21 protein-coding genes are annotated in these 20206 nt (G+C 67.1%); 20 read left to right on the top strand and 1 reads right to left on the bottom strand.

Annotated features, from left to right (window positions below; translation table 11 throughout):
- Positions 1–130: 130 nt before the first annotated feature.
- Genes ACU0AG_RS00950 through ACU0AG_RS00940 form a run of 3 tightly spaced genes read left to right on the top strand, consistent with a single transcriptional unit; the run spans position 131 to position 1955 of the window.
- Positions 131–1033, top strand: a complete 903-nt coding sequence (locus ACU0AG_RS00950; protein WP_482780381.1) for a DUF3034 family protein — start codon at positions 131–133, stop codon at positions 1031–1033.
- Between the two features lie 26 nt (positions 1034–1059).
- Positions 1060–1551 carry a group I truncated hemoglobin gene (locus ACU0AG_RS00945; RefSeq protein ID WP_482780380.1) on the top strand — a complete coding sequence of 164 codons (492 nt, stop codon included), beginning with the start codon at positions 1060–1062 and terminating at the stop codon, positions 1549–1551.
- Complete coding sequence (locus ACU0AG_RS00940; RefSeq protein WP_482780379.1) at positions 1548–1955, top strand: c-type cytochrome; 408 nt, start codon at positions 1548–1550, stop codon at positions 1953–1955. Before ACU0AG_RS00945 ends, ACU0AG_RS00940 begins: the two co-directional genes overlap by 4 nt.
- 8 nt (positions 1956–1963) lie before the next feature.
- On the opposite strand, the gene ACU0AG_RS00935 is transcribed toward ACU0AG_RS00940, so the two are convergent.
- The gene (locus ACU0AG_RS00935) at positions 1964–2581 is read right to left on the bottom strand and encodes a DNA-3-methyladenine glycosylase family protein (RefSeq protein ID WP_482780378.1); all 618 of its coding nucleotides are present in this window, start codon (positions 2579–2581) and stop codon (positions 1964–1966) included.
- Positions 2582–2689: 108 nt separating this feature from the next.
- Here ACU0AG_RS00935 and ACU0AG_RS00930 point away from each other — a divergent pair, with 108 nt between their 5' ends.
- The 17 genes from ACU0AG_RS00930 to murB all read left to right on the top strand — a co-directional run bounded on the left by ACU0AG_RS00930 (position 2690) and on the right by murB (position 20145).
- A complete protein-coding gene (locus ACU0AG_RS00930; RefSeq protein WP_482780377.1) occupies positions 2690–3007 on the top strand; it encodes a 2Fe-2S iron-sulfur cluster-binding protein in 318 nt (105 codons plus the stop codon).
- A 22-nt stretch (positions 3008–3029) separates the two neighbouring features.
- Positions 3030–3398 (top strand): DUF1905 domain-containing protein, encoded by a 369-nt coding sequence (locus tag ACU0AG_RS00925; RefSeq protein WP_482780376.1) that lies wholly within the window; start codon positions 3030–3032, stop codon positions 3396–3398.
- A 175-nt stretch (positions 3399–3573) separates the two neighbouring features.
- Entirely contained in the window at positions 3574–4590 is a 1017-nt protein-coding gene (locus tag ACU0AG_RS00920; RefSeq protein ID WP_482780375.1) for a cysteine synthase A, read from the top strand.
- A 32-nt stretch (positions 4591–4622) separates the two neighbouring features.
- Positions 4623–5024 carry a hypothetical protein gene (locus tag ACU0AG_RS00915; RefSeq protein WP_482780374.1) on the top strand — a complete coding sequence of 134 codons (402 nt, stop codon included), beginning with the start codon at positions 4623–4625 and terminating at the stop codon, positions 5022–5024.
- Positions 5005–5772 carry a hypothetical protein gene (locus ACU0AG_RS00910; RefSeq protein ID WP_482780373.1) on the top strand — a complete coding sequence of 256 codons (768 nt, stop codon included), beginning with the start codon at positions 5005–5007 and terminating at the stop codon, positions 5770–5772. The genes ACU0AG_RS00915 and ACU0AG_RS00910 overlap by 20 nt, the downstream gene beginning before the upstream one ends.
- A gap of 383 nt (positions 5773–6155) precedes the next feature.
- A complete protein-coding gene (locus ACU0AG_RS00905) occupies positions 6156–6650 on the top strand; it encodes a division/cell wall cluster transcriptional repressor MraZ (RefSeq protein ID WP_482780372.1) in 495 nt (164 codons plus the stop codon).
- The gene (gene rsmH / locus ACU0AG_RS00900) at positions 6650–7594 is read left to right on the top strand and encodes a 16S rRNA (cytosine(1402)-N(4))-methyltransferase RsmH (protein WP_482780371.1); all 945 of its coding nucleotides are present in this window, start codon (positions 6650–6652) and stop codon (positions 7592–7594) included. The genes ACU0AG_RS00905 and rsmH overlap by 1 nt, the downstream gene beginning before the upstream one ends.
- Positions 7591–8139, top strand: coding sequence for a hypothetical protein (locus tag ACU0AG_RS00895; RefSeq protein ID WP_482780370.1), 549 nt, complete (start codon positions 7591–7593; stop codon positions 8137–8139). The genes rsmH and ACU0AG_RS00895 overlap by 4 nt, the downstream gene beginning before the upstream one ends.
- Positions 8140–8144: 5 nt before the next feature.
- Entirely contained in the window at positions 8145–9860 is a 1716-nt protein-coding gene (locus ACU0AG_RS00890) for a peptidoglycan D,D-transpeptidase FtsI family protein (RefSeq protein ID WP_482780779.1), read from the top strand.
- Positions 9860–11335, top strand: coding sequence for a UDP-N-acetylmuramoyl-L-alanyl-D-glutamate--2,6-diaminopimelate ligase (locus ACU0AG_RS00885; protein ID WP_482780369.1), 1476 nt, complete (start codon positions 9860–9862; stop codon positions 11333–11335). Before ACU0AG_RS00890 ends, ACU0AG_RS00885 begins: the two co-directional genes overlap by 1 nt.
- Positions 11336–12811 carry a UDP-N-acetylmuramoyl-tripeptide--D-alanyl-D-alanine ligase gene (locus ACU0AG_RS00880; protein WP_482780368.1) on the top strand — a complete coding sequence of 492 codons (1476 nt, stop codon included), beginning with the start codon at positions 11336–11338 and terminating at the stop codon, positions 12809–12811. It begins immediately after the preceding gene.
- A gap of 29 nt (positions 12812–12840) precedes the next feature.
- Positions 12841–13911 (top strand): phospho-N-acetylmuramoyl-pentapeptide-transferase, encoded by a 1071-nt coding sequence (mraY, locus tag ACU0AG_RS00875; protein ID WP_482780367.1) that lies wholly within the window; start codon positions 12841–12843, stop codon positions 13909–13911.
- A 16-nt stretch (positions 13912–13927) separates the two neighbouring features.
- Positions 13928–15301 (top strand): UDP-N-acetylmuramoyl-L-alanine--D-glutamate ligase, encoded by a 1374-nt coding sequence (gene murD / locus ACU0AG_RS00870; protein WP_482780366.1) that lies wholly within the window; start codon positions 13928–13930, stop codon positions 15299–15301.
- Positions 15298–16533 carry an FtsW/RodA/SpoVE family cell cycle protein gene (locus tag ACU0AG_RS00865; protein ID WP_482780365.1) on the top strand — a complete coding sequence of 412 codons (1236 nt, stop codon included), beginning with the start codon at positions 15298–15300 and terminating at the stop codon, positions 16531–16533. The genes murD and ACU0AG_RS00865 overlap by 4 nt, the downstream gene beginning before the upstream one ends.
- Positions 16530–17753 carry an undecaprenyldiphospho-muramoylpentapeptide beta-N-acetylglucosaminyltransferase gene (gene murG / locus ACU0AG_RS00860; protein WP_482780364.1) on the top strand — a complete coding sequence of 408 codons (1224 nt, stop codon included), beginning with the start codon at positions 16530–16532 and terminating at the stop codon, positions 17751–17753. The genes ACU0AG_RS00865 and murG overlap by 4 nt, the downstream gene beginning before the upstream one ends.
- A complete protein-coding gene (murC, locus tag ACU0AG_RS00855) occupies positions 17750–19183 on the top strand; it encodes a UDP-N-acetylmuramate--L-alanine ligase (RefSeq protein ID WP_482780363.1) in 1434 nt (477 codons plus the stop codon). Before murG ends, murC begins: the two co-directional genes overlap by 4 nt.
- The gene (gene murB, locus ACU0AG_RS00850) at positions 19180–20145 is read left to right on the top strand and encodes a UDP-N-acetylmuramate dehydrogenase (RefSeq protein WP_482780362.1); all 966 of its coding nucleotides are present in this window, start codon (positions 19180–19182) and stop codon (positions 20143–20145) included. Before murC ends, murB begins: the two co-directional genes overlap by 4 nt.
- The last annotated feature ends 61 nt before the right edge of the window (positions 20146–20206 follow it).

The raw sequence follows: 20206 nt of genomic DNA, 5'->3' as shown, positions 1-20206 counted from the left end.
GGGTACAAGCGTAATGAGAAAATGTTCGCGATCGCCGGCTGGCGTGAAGACGGTTGCATTGCTGGCTGCTGCCGCAGGATTGTCCTGTCCCGCGCTTGCGAACGAGGGGGCAGGTGACGCGGAAGCCGGGATGGCTGCCGCCACGGCGCAGATGGAAGACGATCAGGCCGCGGACGTCAGCGGAGACCATAACGGACGGCACGACCTTCTGCCGAGCGGTGGCCGCCTGCTGCTGACAGGCGGAGTATCGACGATCGAAGGCGCCGGGGGCGGGGGGCTGGTGCCGTGGGCTCTGATCGGGGGCTACGGCACGCGCGACGAGTTCGGCATCAATGCCTATGCGACCGGCGTCGATACCCGCGACTTCACGCTCGCGTCCTACGGCGCCAGCGTCAACATCGCCAACCGCGTCGAGCTTTCGGCGGCGCGGCAGAATTTCAACCTGCGCGAAGTGGGCAACGCGCTGGCGCTGGGGAACCGTTACACCATCAGCCAGACCATCCTCGGCGCGAAGGTGCGGTTGTTCGGCGATGCGATCCTCGAACAGGACAGCCTCCTGCCGCAGGTTGCGGTCGGAATGCAGTACAAGATCAACGACGATGAAGGCGTGGTCGGCGGGGCCTTGGGTCTCGAACGCAAGGGGGTCGATTTCTATCTTTCGGCGACCAAGCTGATCCTTTCCAAAAGCCTGCTGGTCAACGGAACCGTGCGGCTGACCAAGGCCAACCAATACGGCATTCTGGGCTTTGGCGGGTTCGGCGATGCCGATCAGGATTACGAAGCGCAGTTCGAAGGCTCGGTCGCCTATCTGGTCACCCGCAAGCTGGCGGTTGGCGGGGAATACCGGACCAAGTCGAACCGCCTCGAAGGCGCGTTGGGCGGAACCAGCTTCCGCGAAGAGGACGCGTGGGATGTGTTTGCCGCCTACGCCCTCAACCGGAATGTCTCGCTCACGGTGGCCTATGCGCGCCTCGGCCAGATCGCGCTGCGGCGGCAGGATGGCGCCTATGCTTCGGTCCAGATCGGCTTCTGATTCCCATTTCGCTCAAGGAGAATTCCATGCGTTACGCACTTCTCGCCTCGGCTGTCGCGATGATCATGACCGCCCAACCCGCATTTGCCGATAACGGCGAACCGGCTGTATCCGATCCTTCGATCAAACCGGCCGCGCCGACCCTGCCGGTGATCACCGACGACACCAACCTGTTCGACACCTTCGGCGGGCGTGAAGGTCTGGTGGCGATCATGGACGATGTGATGCCGCGCTGGTTGCGCAACCCGCGCACCCGGCCGTTTTTCGAGAACTCCGATCAGGACCGCATCAAGCTGCAACTTGTCGAGCAGTTTTGCGTCATCATGAAGGGCCCCTGCGAATATTCCGGCCGGACGATGGCCGAGGCGCATCGCGGCATGAATGTCAGCGAGGGGGCATTCTACGCGCTCGTCGAGGAGCTTCAGCTGTCGCTCAATGCGAAGAAGGTGCCCTTTGCTGCCCAGAACCGCCTGATCGCGGCGCTTGCGCCGATGCATCGCGATATCATCGACAAGTGACAATTGTGTCGAAGCCGGTTCTGGCGACAGTTGCAGCGGCGGCTATAATCGCCGCCGCTGCCCTGCCGCCTGCCGACGGGCGTGCGCAATCGGCCAGTGCATCCGGCAGTGCCGATGGTGCGCGGCTTTATCAGGCAAAATGCGGCAGCTGCCACAGTTTGACCGCGAACAGGATCGGGCCCGCGCACAAGGGCGTTTTCGGGCGCAAGGCAGCCATGGTCGAAGGCTACAACTACTCGCCCGCTTTGCGCAAATCAGGCCTTGCCTGGGATGCGAAGACGCTCGACCAGTGGTTGCAGGGCCCGCAGAAGCTGGCGCCGGGGTCGAAGATGTATCTGGTGGTCGCCAATCCTGCCGAGCGGGCAGCCATCATCGCTTACCTGCAGTCCGATGCTGCGCGTTAGCCCGCGCCTCACAGCGCCGGGTTGGCGTAGAAATGCCAGGTGAAGATGGCCATGCTGCCGCGCCGGGGTGACCAGTCTCCGGCCAGCGTGCGGGTGGCTTTTTCGGACGGGCGTTCGGCAAGGCCCAGCAGGCGCTTCACGCCTTCCTGCACCGCCAGATCGCCCGCCGGCCAGATATCGGGGCGGCCTTCGGCGAACAGCAGGTAGATTTCCGCCGACCAGCGCCCGATCCCCTTGATCCGGGTCAGCAGGGCGATGGCGTCCTCGTCATCGGCAGGGAGGTTTTCGAAATCGAGGTCGCCCGCCGCGACCAGTTCGCACAAGGACCGCGCATAGCCCTGCTTCTGGCGCGACAGCCCGCAGGCGCGCAAGCGTTCGAAATCGCGGGCCAGCAGGCAGGCGGGGGTGAAATCCTCCCCCAGTTCCGCCTCCAGCTTGCGCCACATCGACGCGGCGGCCGCGACCGAAACCTGCTGGCCGACGATGGTGCGCAGCAGGGTCTTGTAGCCGCGTGTCCGGATGCGCGCTTCGGGATAGCCGATGCGGGCGATCTGTGCCTCCAGCCGCGGCTCGCGCAAGGCCAGCGCGTCCAGATCCTCGCGCAATCTTTCCGCCGTCAGCCCCACTGCCACTTTCCTTATCTTGCCTTGATCCGCAGACTATCTTAGCAGCCGCTCACGCACTGTCACAGCGCAGGTTCTTGCGCGCAACCGCCACAGAAGGAATACCGCTCCATGCCGAAACTGGTCGTCACCAACCGCGAAGGCGCCACCAGCGAAATCGAGGTCGGCGATGGCCTGACCGTGATGGAAGCGATCCGCGACAATGGCTTTGACGAACTGCTGGCGCTGTGCGGCGGGTGCTGTTCGTGCGCGACCTGCCACGTCCATGTCGATCCCGCCTTCGCCGACAAGCTGCCGAAGATGAGCGAGGACGAGGACGATCTGCTCGAATCCTCCGATCACCGCGCCCCGACCAGCCGCCTGTCGTGCCAGATCGCCCTGACCGCCGAGCTTGACGGGCTGCACGTCACCATCGCTCCGGAAGATTGATCGCGCGCGGGAGGGCGAGCCGGTGGACGCCGATCTCGCCCGGTTCCTGCGTGACGAACTGGGCCATGTGCCCGATATTGCCGCCGGGCCGTGGCGTGTCAGCGGGCCGGTGTGGCTGTGGCAGGGCAGCGACGGCGCGCCGGCCAAGGGCTCGTGGTATTTCCTCACCGTCGATGGCGACACGGCGCAGGCGATCCGCGCCCATGCCAGCAATGCCGCGGCGTGGGGATCGGTCTATGTCGAGGCGACGATCGGCGCGACCACATGGCGTACCTCGCTGTTCCCGTCGAAACAGGCGGGCGGCTGGCTGCTCCCGCTGAAGGCGGCGGTGCGCAAGGCGGAAAAGATTGCCGAGGGGGCGGTGGTGGAGGTCATTCTCGGTCTTGCCTAGGTTTCGTCATTGCGAGCCGCAGGCGAAGCAATCCATGGACTGGCCTTCCGCATTGTGCACCAGCGATCCATGGATTGCCACGTCGCCTGCGGCTCCTCGCAATGACGAGGGAAGGGCCAGCGTGACGTCACCTTCGCCGTTGCCCCGCGCTGGCAGAGCGCCTAATTCATCCCCCATGAACATCACCCGCCCCTTTGGCGATACGCTCGCGCTGATCGGCAACACGCCGATGGTGCGGCTCGCCGGACCCAGTGCAGCGGCTGGCTGCGACATCTATGGCAAGTGCGAATTCGCCAACCCCGGCTCCTCGGTGAAGGATCGCGCCGCGCTGTGGATCATCCGTGATGCCGAGGCGAGTGGCGATTTGCAGCCGGGCGGCACGGTGGTCGAAGGCACGGCCGGCAACACCGGCATCGGCATCGCGCTGGTGGCGAATGCGCGCGGCTACAAGACCATCATCGTCATGCCCGACAACCAGTCCAAGGAAAAGATGGACACGCTGCGGGCGCTGGGCGCCGAGCTGGTGCTGGTGCCGCCGACCAAGTTTGCCGACGCAGGCCACTTCGTCCACACTTCGCGCCGCATCGCGCAGGAAACGCCGGGCGCGGTGTGGGCCAACCAGTTCGACAATATCGCCAACCGCCGCGCCCATATCGAAGGCACCGCGCCTGAAATCTGGGAACAGCTGGGCGGCCGGGTGGATGGCTTCACCTGCGCGGCGGGCACCGGCGGGACGATTGCGGGTGTGGGTCTTGGCCTCAAGGCCTTCGACGAGAACATCCGCATCGCGCTCACCGATCCGCACGGCGCAGCACTGTATAACTATTATGCCCATGGCGAGCTGAAGGCCGAAGGATCATCGGTCGCCGAAGGCATCGGGCAGGGGCGCATCACCGCCAACCTCGAAGGCGCGGCGATCGACACGCAATACCGCATCTCGGACGAGGAAGGCCTCGGCTGGGTCGCCCGTCTGCTGCGCGAGGAGGGGCTGTGCCTCGGCCTGTCATCGGGGATCAACGTGGCGGGCGCGGTGATGCTGGGCCGCGAGCTGGTGGCCGAAGGGCGCCCCAATCCGCAGGTGGTGACGATCCTGTGCGACACCGGCTTCCGTTACCTCTCGACGCTCTACAACCCCGAATGGCTGGCGGCCAAGGGCCTGCCGGTGTTCGACTGGCTGGCGGCGGGCGCATGAGCGGCCCTTCGCTGATGGATCGCCTGAGGCGCATGAACCAGCGCAGCCTGTTCGGCCCCGCCGACCCCGACAGCACGACCCCTGACAGCGCCGGTGCCAGCGCCAGTGCAGGCGAGGGGATGACGCCCCCCGATGCCGGGCGCGCCGAAGCGGTGCAGCGCATCCAGATCGGCCTGTTCGGGATCGGATCAATGGTGCTGCTGGTGGGGCTGGCGAGCATCATCGGCAGCCAGGCCGATCTGACCGACGAGGCTGCCGTGCCCGAAGCCGCGCCGACGACCGAGCCTTCGCCTGCCCCCTCGCAGGCCAACCCGCTCGCCGATGCGGGCGTGGTGCCCGATATTGCCGCCGAACCCAGCCCTTCGCCGTCGCCCGCCCCGCTCGATCTGCCGCCGCCGCCGCGCCCCGCAGGCAATGCCGCGCCCGCGCAATAGGCTGGCGCTGGCTTGCGGTCTGCTGGCGCTGGCGGGATGCTCTCCCGATGCGCCGCCAGCCGCCGATCCGGGCGAGCGCTATCCGCTGGGGTTGATGACCAGCCTGCCGCTTTACTGGGCGGATAATGCGCAGATTGCCGATCTGGCCGCCGGACGCCGCCCGCCGCCATGGCAGCGCGGGGTGATCGAGGCGCGTTACACCCTGCAACCGCTCGACACGCTCTCGCCCGTTCCCGCGCTGTCCCCCGATGCGCCCGACACCGATCCGCTGGCGGGGCTGGAACGACTGGCGGTGATCCAGCCGCGCGGGCTTTCGCCGGCCGATAACGTCGCGCTCGATCAGTGGGTGCGCGGCGGGGGACGGCTGCTGCTGGTGCTCGATCCGGCGCTGACGGGCGAATACGAAGCGCCGCTGGGCGATCCGCGTCGCCCGGTCGATTCCGCGCTGATCCCGCCGGTGGTGGCGCGCTGGGGGCTGGCAGTCGCCTTTGACGAGGCGCAGGATGCCGCGGTGAAGCGCGCCGCGCTGGGCAAGGCGCAGCTGCCGCTGGCGCTGGCAGGGACGATCACGATCACCGATCCCGCTGCGGCCGTGTGCGCGCTGCTGGCCGGTGGGGCGGTCGCCACCTGCCGGGTGGGCAAGGGCAAGGTCACGCTTGTCGCCGATGCTGCCGTGTTCGAACACCCCGAACTGGCGGGCGAGGGCGGGGAAACCTTGCGCGCGCTGCTCGTCGCCAGCCTCAACTGACGGGCACGGGAAAATGCGGGAAGCGGGGGACTCGGAGTCGCCGGGGCTGCGGGAAATCACGGGAATTCGCCCGTTTTGCCGCTCCGGACAGGCCGATTCCGCCGGCCCGCCGCAGCCTAGGTGTTCGTGCTTATAGACAGAAAATTCAAGAGATTCAGATTTTTAGCAAGTTTTCCCGTAAATTCCCCGAAATTTCCCTAGCATCCCCGTGCCTTCCCCGATAATAACGGGGTCCATCAGATATGCCTGTTTGCATGCGTGTCCGGCTGGTGGGGTCGGCGCACCGGCCTCGCTTGCGCGCTGCCGGAGACGGGGAAGGCATGTCTGCTGATCGAGCGGTCTTCGCGGGGAAGATCGGCGGGGCATGAGGGGATCGCAGGCACGTGTCTGCTTTTGGAGGATATAGCGGACAAGCCTACTCGCCAGCCGGCGACAAGGGCCGCTTTGTCCTGCCGCCCGCCTTCCGCAAGGCGGTGAAGGAAAGCTCCGGCGGCAACCGCATCCTGTGCCTTGCCGCGCATGACCGCTTCGACTGCCTGATCGGCTTCGGCCTGTCGCGCACCGAAAAGCTCTCCGAACAGCTCGAACGCGAGGAAGAGCGCGCCATCCGTCTGGCCGATGCGAACTTCGACCGCGATGTGCGCGCCCAGCAATTGTTCGGCTTCGAACAGCTGCCCTTCGACGACAGTGGCCGCTTCGTCATGCCCGAACACCTGCGCGATCTCGGCAAGGTGGGTGATGGCCTCTACTTCCAGGGCGCGGGCGATTTCTTCTTCGTCTGGAACCCTGATGAACTGGGCCGGATGGATGCCGCGTGGAAGGGTGCACAGGCCGCCTGTGCCAAGCTGATCGCCGCCGCAAAGAAGGGGGCCGCGTGATGACGCCCGAAGCCCCGCATATCCCCGTGCTGCTCGATGAAGTGATCGCCGCGATTGCCCCGCGCCCCGGCATGACCATCGTCGATGCCACCTTCGGTGCGGGCGGATACACCGCCGCGCTGCTCGATGCGGGCGCGACCGTCCACGCTTTCGACCGCGATCCCGACGCGATCGCCGCCGGGCAGGTGATGGTTGCGCGTTACGATGGCCGCCTGACCCTGCACCCGGCGCGCTTTTCGCAGATGCGCGCCGAACTGGCGGCGGCGGGCGTGACCACGGTCGATGCGGTGGTGATGGATATCGGCGTGTCCTCGATGCAGCTCGATCAGGGTGATCGGGGTTTCGCCTTCATGCACGACGGCCCGCTCGACATGCGTATGAGCCAGTCGGGCGAGAGCGCGGCGGATTTCCTCAACACCGCTGACGAGGAAGCCATCGCCAACGTGCTTTACCGCTATGGCGAGGAACGCCAGTCGCGCCGCGTCGCCCGCGCCATCGTTGCCGCACGCCCGCTGGCGACCACGGGGGAACTTGCCCGCGTGGTGCGCCGTGCGCTGGGCCACAAGCCGCACGACAAGAAAGACCCCGCCACCCGCACATTCCAGGCCGTGCGCATCCATGTGAACGACGAACTGGGCGAGCTGGAAGCCGGTCTTGCCGCGGCCGAGGCGCTGCTGGCCGAGGGCGGGGTGCTGGCGGTGGTCAGCTTCCACAGCCTTGAAGACCGGATCGTGAAGCACTTCCTGCGCGAGGCATCGGGCGCAGGGCGCGCCGTATCGCGCCATCTGCCCGGCGAAATCCCCGGCCCGCCGCCCGCGTTTGCGCAGGTATCCAAGGGCATCCGCCCGACCGAAGCCGAAATCGCCCGCAACCCCCGCGCCCGTTCGTCCACCCTGCGCCACGCGATCCGCACCGGCGCCCAGCCAAGGAGCCAAGCCGCATGATGAGCAGCAGTCAGGCCCGTTCGCTGGGGTGGATGGCAGTGCTTGCGATCTGCTTTGCGCTGGTGGTGATCCTCAGCTTCAAGGTGCACGCCGTGAAAAGCGAGGTGCTGCTGGCCGAACGGCAGGTGATCGCCTTGCAGCGCGAGACGATCCTGCTGGAAACCGAGTTCCAGACCCGCGCCAGCCAGCGCCAGCTGGCCGCGTGGAACAGCGTCGAGTTCGGTTACGAGGCGCCGCGTGCCGGCCAGTTCCTCGATGGCGAGCGCCAGCTGGCGAGCCTTGGCCAGCTGCCCGCGCCCGGTGCGCCTTCGCCGATCCGGCTGGCCCGCGCCGATGCCAGCGATACCGCCGCTGCTGCTGCGCCTGCCGCGCCGATGCGCTCGCCCGTTTCGGGCGCGACGGTGACGCTGGCTTCGACATCGAGCGAAAAGGACGCAGGCGAGGTGTTCAGCGATGCCTTCGGTGACTTCCTGATCGAAGCCTCCCCGATCCGTCCGGCGCGGGCCCAGACCGCCGCCGCCGCGATGCCGGGGGCTGGCGAATGAACGGGATGGCGGCCCACGCGGCTGTCCCCTCGATCCCGGCAGGCCGTGTCCGTCTGGTGCAGCTGCGGGCCGAGCTGCTGCTGACCGCAAGGCTGCGGCTGCTGGTGGTGGCGCTGGGCTTTGCGGTGGTGACGCTGCTGGCCTTGCTGCGGATTGTCTCGCTCGGCTTTGGCGGCAACGCGCCGGAGCGCACCAGCCTGCAGGATGCCCTGCTGCCCCCGCGCGGCGAGATTACCGATCGCAACGGCGCACCGCTTGCACGGGCCTTCCCCGCCTATGCCATGTGGTTCAACCCCAAGGCGATGGGCGACAATGGCAGCCCGCTGGTGCGCTCTGCGGAAGAGGTCGCGCGCGAGCTGAAAGCGATCTTCCCCGATATCGACGAAGCGCGCATGGCCCGCCGCCTGGCCTCGGGCCGTTCGGGCTACCTGCGCCGCCGTCTGCTGCCGGAAGAGGCGAACCGGGTCTTCGCGCTCGGCGAAATCGCGCTCGAAATCCCGCGTGAGACCGATCGCTATTACCCGCAGGGCACGCTGGCTGCGCATGTGCTGGGCTATGTGGTCGAGGATGAAGGCGGCAAGATCGGGATGGAGCAGGTGCTCGAAGCGCGGCTCAGCGATCCGGTCAGGCGGGCCGAGCCGGTGGCGCTCGCCATTGATGTGCGGGTGCAGGGCGCGCTGGAGGATGAACTGCGGCGCGGGATGCTGGCGACCAACGCGCTGGGCGCGGCGGGCGTGGTGCTCGATGCCGATACCGGCGAGGTGATGGCGCTGGCTTCCCTGCCCGAATTCGATCCCAACACCGCCGGTGCCAGCGGGGCCAAGAACGTGTTCAACCGCGTCACCAACGGGGTTTACGAACTCGGTTCCACCTTCAAGCCGATCAGCATCGCCGCCGCGATCGATGCGGGCGTGGTGCGCGATCTTTCGAAGCCGTGGAACGCCGCACCGGTCGAAGTCGCCCGCCGCACGATCAAGGATCTCAAGCCCAAGGGCGCCACTCTCAATGTGCCGCAGGCGCTGGTCTATTCCTCCAACACCGTCACTGCGCGGGTGGCCGACGAACTCGGCCCCGAACGTCTGCGCCGCACGATGATGGACCTCGGCATGGACAGCCGCCCCTATATCGAACTGCCCGCACGCGGAAAGCCGATCTGGCCCAAGGGCGAATGGAGCCGCGTGACCAACATGACGGTCAGCTATGGCCACGGCCTCGCCGTGACCCCGCTGCATCTCGCCAGCGCCTATGCCGCGATGGTCAATGGCGGGATCTGGCGTCCGGCGACCCTGATGAAGCTCGATCCGGTCGATGTGCCGCGCGGGCGGCGGGTGTTCAAGGAATCGACCTCGCACCGGATGCGGCAGATGCTGCGGATGATTTCGCTCTACGGCACCGGCAAGCAGGCCGATGCGCCCGGCTACCGCGTGGGTGGCAAGACCGGTTCGGCCGAAAAGGCGACCGCCGGGGGCTACAACAAGACCGCGCTGGTATCCTCCTTCGCGGCGGCCTTCCCGCTCGATGCGCCGCGCTATGTGGTGGTGGTGGTGCTCGACGAGCCGAAGGGCACTGTCGCCAGCAGCTTCCAGCGCACGGCGGGCTACACCGCCGCGCCGGTGGTGGGCAAGCTGGTGCCGCGCATCGGGCCGATGCTGGGCGTGCAGCCCGACGAGAGCCGCGATGTCGATATCTCCGATCTGCGTTATCTGGTGGACAAGCACTGATGCGGCTGGCTGATCTTCTCGCCCTCGCGGGCATGGATGCAAGTGGCGCGGGCGACACGCCTGTGACCGGCTTTGCCATCGATCACCGCAAGGTTGCCCCCGGAACCATCTTCGGCGCCTTTCAGGGCGCCACCGTCAATGGCGAGGACTTCATCCGCCCCGCCATAGCCGCGGGCGCGGTTGCCGTCGTCGCCCGCCCTGAAGCCCGCGTCGAAGGTGCGCTGCACATTTCCGACGTCACCCCCCGACGCGCCTTTGCGCGCCTCGCCGCGGGCTTCTTTTCTCCTTACCCTGCCACCATCGTTGCGGTGACCGGCACCAACGGCAAGACCTCCACAGTCGAAATGACGCGCCAGATCTGGCGCATGGCGGGCGAGCGGGCGGCCAGCATCGGCACGCTGGGCGTGACCACGCCCGACGGTTCGGTTTCGACCGGGCTGACCACCCCCGATATCGTCACCTTCCTCGCCAACATGGCGGGCCTTGCGCGCGAGGGTGTAAGCCACGTTGCCTACGAGGCATCGAGCCACGGGCTTGACCAGTATCGCGGCGAGGGACCGGCGCTGGCCGCGGCGGCCTTCACCAATTTCAGCCGCGATCACCTCGATTATCACGGCACGATGGACGCCTATTTCGCCGCCAAGATGCGGCTGTTCACCGAAGTCGCCGCCCCCGGCTCGCCTGCGGTGATCCATGATGCGGGCGACGGGTCGGAATGGACGGCAAAGGCGATCGCGACCGCCACCGCTCGAGGCCTCGATGTGCGCACCGTGGGCGAGGGCGGCAGCTTCCTGCGGCTGGTTTCGCGTGAACCCGGACAGTTGGGACAGGTTCTTCACATCGGCTATGAAGGCGAGAGCCGCAAGGTCAGCCTGCCGCTGATCGGGGCCTATCAGGCGGCCAATGCGCTGGTTGCGGCAGGCCTTGCGCTGGCGACCGGCGTTGCGCCTTCGGCCGTGTTCGATGCGCTCACCCGCCTGCAACCCGTGCGCGGCCGGCTGGAGCGGGCAGCGCTCAATCAGGCGGGCGCGCCGGCCTATGTCGATTACGCCCACACCCCCGATGCGCTGGAGGCGGCGATTGCCGCGCTGCGCCCGCATGTGGCGCCCGGAGGCCGGCTGATCGTGGTGTTCGGCGCGGGCGGAGACCGCGATGCGGGCAAGCGTCCACAGATGGGCGCCGTCGCCGCGCAGGCCGCCGATATCGCCATCGTCACCGACGATAACCCCCGCAGCGAAAACCCCGCCGCCATCCGCGCCGCGATCATGGCAGGGGCAGGGCCGAACACCCGCGAGGTAGAGGGCCGCCGCGCCGCGATTGCTGCCGCAATTGGGGAAGCCGGGGCGGCGGACATTGTGCTGATCGCCGGGAAAGGCCACGAGCAGGGTCAGATATTCGGGTCTGGAGAGAACATGCGGATCGAAGCTTTCGACGATGTCGAAGTGGCGCGTGAATGCGCCGGAGGGCAGTGCTAGATGAACATGGCCATCGCCCATCCGATGCTGCACGCCTGGCCGGTCACCACCCGCGACACCCTGCCGATGGCGCTGTGGAGCGCAGCCGAGGTTGCCGCGGCGTGCGGCGGCATCGCCAGCGCGGATTTCCAGGCCTCGGGCGTGGAAATGGATTCGCGCGATGTGAAGCCGGGCGATCTGTTCGTCGCGCTCAAGGGCGAGGCGATGGATGGCCACAGGTTCATCCCCCAAGCCTTTGAAAAGGGGGCGGTCGCGGCGATTGTCGATCGGCCGGTCGATTATCCCCATGTGCTGGTGACAGACACCACCGCCGCGCTCCACGCGCTGGCCCATGCGGCGCGGGATCGCGCTGTCGAAGCGGTGCGCATCGCGATTACCGGTTCAGTCGGCAAGACCGGGATGAAGGAGGCGATCTTCGCCTGTCTCGACCGCGCCAGCCGCGGCGCGGCGCACCGGTCTGTGCGCAGCTACAACAACCATGTCGGCGTGCCGCTCAGCCTTGCGCGGATGCCCGCCCGCAGCCGTTTCGGCGTGTTCGAGATGGGGATGAACCACGCGGGCGAAATCGCGCCGCTGGCCGATCACGTGCGCCCGCACGTGGCGCTGATCACCACCATCGCGCCTGCGCATATCGAGAACCTCGGCAGCCTTGAGGCGATCGCGGACGAAAAGGCGCAGATCTTCACCGGCCTCGTGCCCGGCGGGGTGGCGGTGATCCCCGCCGATGCCGATCACGCCGACCGGCTGATCGCGCAGGCGAAGGCCGTGGGCGCACGGATCGTCACCTTCGGGCGCGCAAAACACGCCGATGTCCGCCTGCTCGATGCCATTCCGGCAGCAGGCGGCGCGGGATCGCTGGTGACAGCCGACCTTGGCGATATCCGCGTGTGCTACACCATCGCCGAGCCGGGCGAGCACTGGATCGTCAATTCGCTGGGCGTGATGGCCGCAGTGCGCGCAGCGGGCGGCGATCTGGCGAGTGCGGGCCTCGCGCTCGCTGAAATGGGCGGGCTGAAGGGGCGCGGGGCGCGCCACAGCATTCCCGTCGCGGGCGGCACCGCGCTGCTGATCGATGAAAGCTACAACGCCAATCCGGCCTCGATGCGGGCAACGCTGAAGGCGCTCGCCGCAACCCCCGCGACGCGGCGCATCGCCGTGCTCGGCAGCATGAAGGAACTGGGCGATTTCGCCGATGCCTTCCACCGCCAGCTGGCCGAACCGCTGGCCGAAGCGGGTGTCGCGCATACGGTGCTGGTGGGCGAAGAGATGCGCGCCCTTGCCGACGAGTTGGGGAAAGCCGCTGCCGCACCGCTTGGCAAGCCAGTCACCTTCACGCATTGCGATACCCCTGCCGAGGCTATCGCGGCGCTGGGGCGATACGGGCTCGCCCATGGCGATGCGGTGCTGGTCAAGGGGTCCAATTCGGTGGGGTTGGGCAAACTGGTGTCACACTTTACCGCAAACGCCCGCGCCTGACGCCTCAGGTCGGGGCAAAGGACAACTGAATGCTGTATCTGCTTGCCGAGTGGCTGGGCTTCGAAGGCATCCTCAATCTGGTGCGCTACCAGAGCTTCCGTGCGGGCGCGACGCTGATGACGGCGCTGATTTTCGGCCTGCTGTTCGGGGAGCGGTTCATCAACTTCCTGCGCGTGCGGCAGGGCAAGGGCCAGCCGATCCGGCTCGACGGGCCGCAGACGCACCTCGCCAAGCGCGGCACGCCGACCATGGGCGGGCTGCTGATCCTGACCGCGCTGACATTTTCGCTGCTGTTGTGGATGGATCTTTCCAGCCCGTTTGTCTGGGCCTGCCTTGCCGTGACGATCGGCTTCGGAATCATCGGTTTCCTCGATGATTATGACAAGGTGTCGAAGAACAGTCACGCCGGGGTTCCGGCGCGGGTGCGGCTGCTGGCGGAATTCGTGGTGGCGGGCGTGGCCAGCTGGCTGATCGTCAGCCAGATCAACACCAACCTCTACCTGCCCTTCCTTTCGGGGGTGAGCATTCCGCTGGGTCCGGCCTATTACGTGTTCGCCGCTTTCGTGATCGTGGGTGCGGGCAATGCGGTCAACCTGACCGACGGGCTGGACGGGCTGGCGATCATGCCGGTGATCATCGCGGCCGGCACCTTCGCGATCATCGCCTATCTGGTCGGCCGCGCCGATTTCAGCGCCTATCTCGGCATCCCGCATGTCAAGGGCGCGGGCGAGCTGGCGATTTTCTGCGCGGCGATCATGGGTGCAGGGCTGGCGTTCCTGTGGTTCAACGCGCCGCCTGCCGCGGTGTTCATGGGCGACACCGGCAGCCTTGCGCTGGGCGGCGCGCTCGGCGCGATTGCGGTCGCCTCGCACCATGAAGTCGTGCTTGCGATCGTCGGCGGGCTGTTCGTGCTCGAAGCGGTCAGCGTGATCGTGCAGGTGTTCTGGTTCAAGCGCACCGGCAAGCGGGTGTTCCGCATGGCGCCCATTCACCACCATTTCGAACAGCTGGGCTGGAGCGAGAGCAAGGTCGTGATCCGGTTCTGGATCATCGCCATCGTGCTGGCGCTGATCGGCCTTTCCACCCTGAAGCTGAGGTAAGGGAGCGGCGAGCGGCGTGATCACCTCCCCCGTCTTTGCTGGCAAGCGTTACGCGGTGCTCGGCCTTGCGCGTTCGGGCGCGGCTGCCGCCGAGGCGCTGCTGGCGAGCGGGGCGGAAGTCGTCGCGTGGGACCGGCAGGATGTCGCCCGTGCGCCGTTCGAAGGGCGCTGCCGGCTGATCGACCCGCTGGAACTGGACCTGACCGGCTTTGCCGGCGTGGTGGTATCGCCGGGCGTGCCGCTCAACACCCACCCGATCGGCCCGCACGTGTGGCAATATGGCCTGCCGGTGATCGGCGACATCGAACTCTTCGCCTGCGCCCGCGAAAGCCTGCCGCCGCACAAGGTGGTCGGCATCACCGGCACCAACGGCAAATCGACCACCACCGCGCTGGTGCACCACATCCTTGCGCAGGCGGGCGTGCCAGCTGTGATGGGCGGCAATATCGGCGATCCGATCCTCGGGCAGGAGCCTCTGCCTGAAGGCGGGGTCTATGTGCTCGAACTGTCGAGCTTCCAGATCGATCTCACCTTCACGCTCGATTGCGATGTCGCGGCGCTGACCAACATCACCCCCGATCATCTCGATCGCTATGCCGGTTTCGAAGCCTACGCCGCATCGAAGGAACGGCTGTTCCAGATGCAGCAGACCGGCACCGCGATCATCTGCGACGAGGATGATCAGACTGCGGGCATCGCCGAAGGGCTGGAGACTTCGGGCAAGCCGCTGGTGCGGGTGAAAACCGCCGATCTGGCGGCGCATGGCCTTGCCGAGGGGCGCTCGCCCTCGCTCGCCGGGCCGCACAATGCCCAGAATGCGGCGGTGGCGGTCGCCATCTGCCGCCAGCTTGGCCTTGCCGATGCGCAGATTGCCGCCGGCCTTGCCACCTATCGCGGGCTGCCGCACCGGATGGAGCGGGTGTGCGAGGCCAAGGGCGTGGTCTATATCAACGACAGCAAGGCAACCAACGCCGCCTCTGCGGCTCCTGCGCTTGCGGCGTTTCCGCCCGATCCGGCGATCAATGGCGGCGCCCCCCGTATCCACTGGATCGTCGGCGGCTTGCCCAAGGAAGACGGGCTCGGCGCCTGCGGGGACCATCTCGGCAATGTCGCCGCCGCCTATACCGTGGGCGAGGCCGGGCCGATGTTCGCCAGCCACCTCGAAGGGCAGGTGCGGGTCGAGCGGTGCGAGCTGATCAGCGAGGCCGTGCGCCGGGCCGAGGCGGCGGCCCGTCCGGGCGAGGTGGTGCTGCTTTCGCCCGCCTGCGCCAGCTATGACCAGTTCCGCGATTACGAAAAGCGCGGCCACCACTTCCGCCAGATGGTGGGAGTGATCACCGGTTGCGAGACCGGTGATGCCGCCGATGCCAGCCGGAGCATCCTGCCATGACCGTGCCGGCCTATACCACGCCGGCAACCAGCACCGTGCGCGGCACCTATCTGCCCCCCGTTCCGGTGCAGCGCCGCTGGCGCGACATGGTGCGCATCTGGTGGCGCGAGGTCGACAAGGTGCTGCTGGGGCTGATCGTGCTGCTGATGGCCATCGGCATGATCGCTGTCGCTGCCGCATCGCCCGCCAGCGCCGACCAGCTTTCCACCGCCAAGGTCACGCTCGACGAATTCATGTTCTTCAAGCGGCACATCGTGTTCCAGTTCATGGGCCTGTCGCTGATGATCGGCCTGTCGTTCCTGTCGCGCGATTCTGCGCGGCGGCTGGGCATTCTGGTGGCTGCGGTGATGCTGGCGCTGCTGTTCGTGGTGCCGGTGATCGGCGAGGAAAAGAACGGCGCGCGGCGCTGGATCAATGTCGGCATGAGCCTTCAGCCGTCGGAATTCCTCAAGCCCGGATTTGCGATCATGTGCGCATGGATCCTGAGCTGGCGCCTGCGCGATTCCAGCCTGCCGGTGATCTGGTATGTCACCGGACTGCTCGGCCTGATCATCGCGCTGCTGATGGCGCAGCCCAACCTTGGCGATGCGATCCTGTTTGCAGGCATCTGGCTGGTGATGGTGCTGCTGGCGGGCATCCCCTGGCAGCGGGTTGGGGCGATGATCGGCGGGGGCGCGGGCCTGCTGACGCTGGCTTATTTCTTCTATGACAACGCCCGCCACCGGATCGACGGGTTTCTGGGCGGGGGCACCGCCTTCGATCAGGTCGATCTGGCGCAGCGCACCATCACCGCAGGCGGGTGGACCGGCAGCGGATTGTGGCTCGGCATCCGCAAGATGAACCTGCCCGAAGCCCACACCGATTACATCTTCTCGGTAATCGGCGAGGAGTTCGGCCTTGTCACCTGCGCGCTGATCGTGCTGCTCTATTGCGTGCTGGTGATGCGCGCGCTGATGCGGATGGTGAACGAGGACAACCTCTTCGCGCTGCTCGCCAGCGTCGGCCTGATCACCCAGTTCGGCGGACAGGCCTTCATCAACATCCTCGTCAACCTCAAGCTGTTCCCGTCCAAGGGGATGACCTTGCCGCTGATTTCCTATGGCGGTTCATCGACACTGGCGGTGTGCTTCACGCTTGGGCTATTGCTGGCGATCACCCGGCGCAATCCGTACCTTGCCCGCGAGGGCGGGGGCTTGCGCGATCTGATCGAACGCAAGGATAGCGGCGCATGAGCAGCGATACTCCAAACGGCGCATCACGCCATTTCGTGCTGGCGGCAGGCGGCACCGGCGGGCACCTGATTCCGGCCTTTGCGCTGGCGGCAGAACTGCACGCGCGCGGGCACCATGTCGCGCTGGTGACCGATGAGCGCGGGAGCACCATCCCCGGCAAGCCCGAATTCCTGACCGCCCACGTGCTGCCCGCCGGCCGCTTCGGCAAGAACCCGCTCGGCTGGGTTGGCGGGGTGCGGGCGGTGCTCGAAGGGCGCAGCATGGCGCTGCGACTGTTTGAAAGCTTTGCCCCCTCGGCGGTGGTCGGCTTCGGCGGCTATCCCGCCTTGCCCGCGCTGCTGGCAGCGACTGCGGCGGGCCTGCCGAGCGTGATCCACGAACAGAACGCGGTGCTGGGGCGGGTCAACCGCCTGCTGTCGGGCCGGGTGGATGCGATTGCGACCTCCTATGACAAGGTTGACCGGCTGAAGCCCAAACACGCGGGCAAGGTGCATCTGGTCGGCAACCCCGTGCGCGCCGAAGTGCTGGCCTTGCGCGAGCAGGATTTTCCCGCCTTCACCGATGAAGGCCTGCTGCGCATTCTGGTGACCGGCGGCAGTCAGGGGGCGCGGGTGTTGTCAGAAGTGGTGCCCGATGGCCTCGCCATGCTGCCGCCCGCCCTGCGCCAGCGCTTGCAGGTGACCCAGCAATGCCGCCCCGAAGATCTTGAAGCGGTGCGCGCGCGCTATGCCAACCACGATATTCCCGCCGAACTCGGCACCTATTTCGAAGACATGCACGAACGCCTCGCCGATGCGCATCTGTTTATCGGGCGCGCCGGGGCTTCGACCATTGCCGAACTGACAGCGGTGGGTCGGCCCGCGATCCTCGTGCCGCTGCCGATCGCGACCGACGATCATCAGGCCGCCAACACCCGCGAGATGGTGAAGGCAGGGGGTGCGCGGATGATCCGGCAGGACGCCTTCCAGCCCAAGGAACTCGCCAAGCAGATCCAGGCCATGGCGATGAACCCCGAAAGCCTCGCCAATGCCGCGCACTGCGCGTTCAATTGCGGGCGGCCCGATGCAGCAAAGGACCTTGCCGATCTGGTGGAGAGCATGAGCGGGATCGATCTGATGGATGTTATCCGCGTGGGCGAGGCAAGCCCCCGCGCCGCGCAGGCTGCCACGCGCCCGCAGGCTGCGACCCGCAAGGCTGCGAAAGATCGGGCCGAAGCATGAAGGGCGTCGGCACAGATATCGGCACCATCCACTTCGTCGGCATCGGCGGGATCGGGATGTCGGGCATCGCCGAGGTGATGCACAACCTCGGCTACACGGTGCAAGGGTCCGACATTGCCGGGGGGCCGAGTGTCGAGCGCCTGCGCGCGCGCGGGATCACCGTGCACATCGGCCACCGGGCAGAGAACGTCGCGGGCGTCGCCGTGGTCGTCACCTCCACCGCCGTGCGCCGCACCAACCCCGAAGTCGCCGCCGCGCTGGAAGCCCGCGTGCCGGTGGTGCGCCGTGCGGAAATGCTGGCCGAGCTGATGCGCCTCAAGTCCACCGTCGCGGTGGCAGGCACGCATGGCAAGACCACCACCACCAGTATGATCGCGACCCTGCTCGATGCGGGCGGGATTGACCCCACCGTGATCAACGGCGGGATCATCGAACAATATGGCTCCAACGCGCGGCTGGGCGATTCCGACTGGATGGTGGTCGAGGCTGACGAGAGCGACGGCAGCTTCCTGCGATTGGACGGCACCATCGCGGTCGTCACCAATATCGATCCCGAGCATCTGGATCACTACGGCGATTTCGACGGGGTGAAGCGCGCCTTCGTGGAGTTCATCCACAATGTCCCGTTCTACGGCGCGGCGGTGCTGTGTGTCGATCATCCGGTGGTACAGGCGGTGATCGGCGCGGTGCGCGATCGCAAGGTGGTGACCTACGGCTTCTCGCTTCAGGCCGACATTTGCGGCGTCAACGTGCGTTCGGAAGAGGGCGGCAACACCTTCGATGTGATCGTGCGCCAGCGCGGACTTGAAGACCGCCGGATCGAGGGTGTGCACCTGCCCATGCCCGGCCGCCACAATGTCCAGAACGCGCTCGCCGCGATTGCGGTGGCGATCGAGATGGGCTGCTCTGACGATGTGATCCGCACCGGCTTTGCCCGCTTCGGCGGGGTGCGGCGGCGGTTCACCCGTGTCGGCAATGTCGATCTGGCAGGCGGCAAGGTCACCGTGATCGACGATTACGCCCACCACCCGGTCGAAATCCGCGCCGTGCTGGCTGCAGCGCGCGAGGCGGTCGGCACCAGCGGGGGCCGCGTGATCGCAGTCGCCCAGCCGCACCGCTATTCGCGCCTCAATGATCTGATGGACGAATTCCAGTCGTGCTTCGATGATGCCGATATCGCCTATGTCGCGCCGGTTTACCCTGCGGGCGAGGAGCCGCTTCCGGGGGTCGATCACGCCGCGCTGGTGGCGGGGATGAAGGCACGCGGGCACCGTGCGGCGCGGGAGATTGCCGGGGCGGACGCGCTGGCCGAAACCCTCGCGGGCGAGATTGCGGCGGGCGACATGGTGGTGTGCCTTGGCGCGGGCGATATCACCAAGTGGGCGGCGGGCTTGGCGGCGGCCATTGATGTAAGGCGCAAGCCAGCATGAACCAGCCCGGCGATACCTATATCTACGACGATGGCAGCGCGCCCACCTGCGCGGTCGAAGGCGCGGTGTCTTCGCCCGTGCCGCTCGAGGGCATTCGCGGCAAGTTGACCTGCAAGGCCCCGCTTGCGCCCTATACCTGGTTCAAGACCGGCGGGCCGGCGGACTGGCTGTTCGAGCCGGCCGATCGCGATGACCTCAAGACCTTTCTCGAACGGCTGGGCGGCGATGTTCCGGTGATGGCGCTGGGCCTCGGCTCGAACATGATCGTGCGCGACGGGGGCGTGCCGGGCGTGGTGGTGCGGCTCGGCAAGAGCTTCGCCAGTGTCGAGCACACGGGTGAAATGGAGCTGACCTGCGGCGGCGGGGCGAGCGGCATTCTGGTCGCCTCCACCGCTCGCGATCTGGGCATCGCTGGGCTCGAATTCCTGCGCGGCATCCCCGGCACGGTGGGCGGCTTCGTGCGCATGAATGGCGGGGCTTACGGGCGCGAGGTCGCCGATGTGCTGGTGGATTGCGCGGTGATCCTGCACGATGGCAGCTTCATCACGCTGAATGCGGCGGAACTCGAATATTCCTACCGCCACTCGGCCCTGCCCGAAGGGGCGATCGTGGTCTCGGCGCGGTTCCGCGGGCACCCGGGCGAGCCTGCGGCCATCGGCGCGGAAATGGACCGCATCGCCGCCGCGCGCGAGGCGAGCCAGCCCTTGCGCACCAAGACCGGCGGATCGACCTTCAAGAACCCTGAAGGCCACAAGGCGTGGCAACTGGTTGACGCGGCGGGCTGCCGCGGCCTCACGCTGGGTGGCGCGCAGGTTTCAGAAAAGCACACCAACTTCCTCATCAACACCGGCACCGCCACCAGCGCCGACATCGAAGGCCTCGGCGAAATGGTGCGCGACAAGGTCTATGCCCATTCCGGCGTCAGCCTTGAGTGGGAAATCCAGCGGGTGGGGCGGCCGTGATACACCTTCCTCTCCCGTTCGTGTCGAGCGTAGTCGAGACACCCCGCGCAAATCAGCCTCT

Source organism: Erythrobacter sp. RANMB8 (assembly GCF_056848235.1).
The sequence above is the reverse complement of the archived record's forward strand: the minus strand, read 5'-3'. Positions and strand labels throughout refer to the sequence as shown.

What these genes read in the sequence shown, in the direction of transcription:
- ACU0AG_RS00950 (WP_482780381.1), top strand. Translation starts at nt 131, where the DNA reads ATGGCTGCCGCCACGGCGCAGATGGAAGACGATCAGGCCGCGGACGTC.
- ACU0AG_RS00945 (WP_482780380.1), top strand. Translation starts at nt 1,060, where the DNA reads ATGCGTTACGCACTTCTCGCCTCGGCTGTCGCGATGATCATGACCGCC.
- ACU0AG_RS00930 (WP_482780377.1), top strand. Translation starts at nt 2,690, where the DNA reads ATGCCGAAACTGGTCGTCACCAACCGCGAAGGCGCCACCAGCGAAATC.
- ACU0AG_RS00920 (WP_482780375.1), top strand. Translation starts at nt 3,574, where the DNA reads ATGAACATCACCCGCCCCTTTGGCGATACGCTCGCGCTGATCGGCAAC.
- ACU0AG_RS00915 (WP_482780374.1), top strand. Translation starts at nt 4,623, where the DNA reads ATGAACCAGCGCAGCCTGTTCGGCCCCGCCGACCCCGACAGCACGACC.
- ACU0AG_RS00910 (WP_482780373.1), top strand. Translation starts at nt 5,005, where the DNA reads ATGCCGCGCCCGCGCAATAGGCTGGCGCTGGCTTGCGGTCTGCTGGCG.
- rsmH (WP_482780371.1), top strand. Translation starts at nt 6,650, where the DNA reads ATGACGCCCGAAGCCCCGCATATCCCCGTGCTGCTCGATGAAGTGATC.
- ACU0AG_RS00895 (WP_482780370.1), top strand. Translation starts at nt 7,591, where the DNA reads ATGATGAGCAGCAGTCAGGCCCGTTCGCTGGGGTGGATGGCAGTGCTT.
- ACU0AG_RS00890 (WP_482780779.1), top strand. Translation starts at nt 8,145, where the DNA reads ATGGCGGCCCACGCGGCTGTCCCCTCGATCCCGGCAGGCCGTGTCCGT.
- ACU0AG_RS00885 (WP_482780369.1), top strand. Translation starts at nt 9,860, where the DNA reads ATGCGGCTGGCTGATCTTCTCGCCCTCGCGGGCATGGATGCAAGTGGC.
- ACU0AG_RS00880 (WP_482780368.1), top strand. Translation starts at nt 11,336, where the DNA reads ATGAACATGGCCATCGCCCATCCGATGCTGCACGCCTGGCCGGTCACC.
- mraY (WP_482780367.1), top strand. Translation starts at nt 12,841, where the DNA reads ATGCTGTATCTGCTTGCCGAGTGGCTGGGCTTCGAAGGCATCCTCAAT.
- ACU0AG_RS00865 (WP_482780365.1), top strand. Translation starts at nt 15,298, where the DNA reads ATGACCGTGCCGGCCTATACCACGCCGGCAACCAGCACCGTGCGCGGC.
- murG (WP_482780364.1), top strand. Translation starts at nt 16,530, where the DNA reads ATGAGCAGCGATACTCCAAACGGCGCATCACGCCATTTCGTGCTGGCG.
- murC (WP_482780363.1), top strand. Translation starts at nt 17,750, where the DNA reads ATGAAGGGCGTCGGCACAGATATCGGCACCATCCACTTCGTCGGCATC.
- murB (WP_482780362.1), top strand. Translation starts at nt 19,180, where the DNA reads ATGAACCAGCCCGGCGATACCTATATCTACGACGATGGCAGCGCGCCC.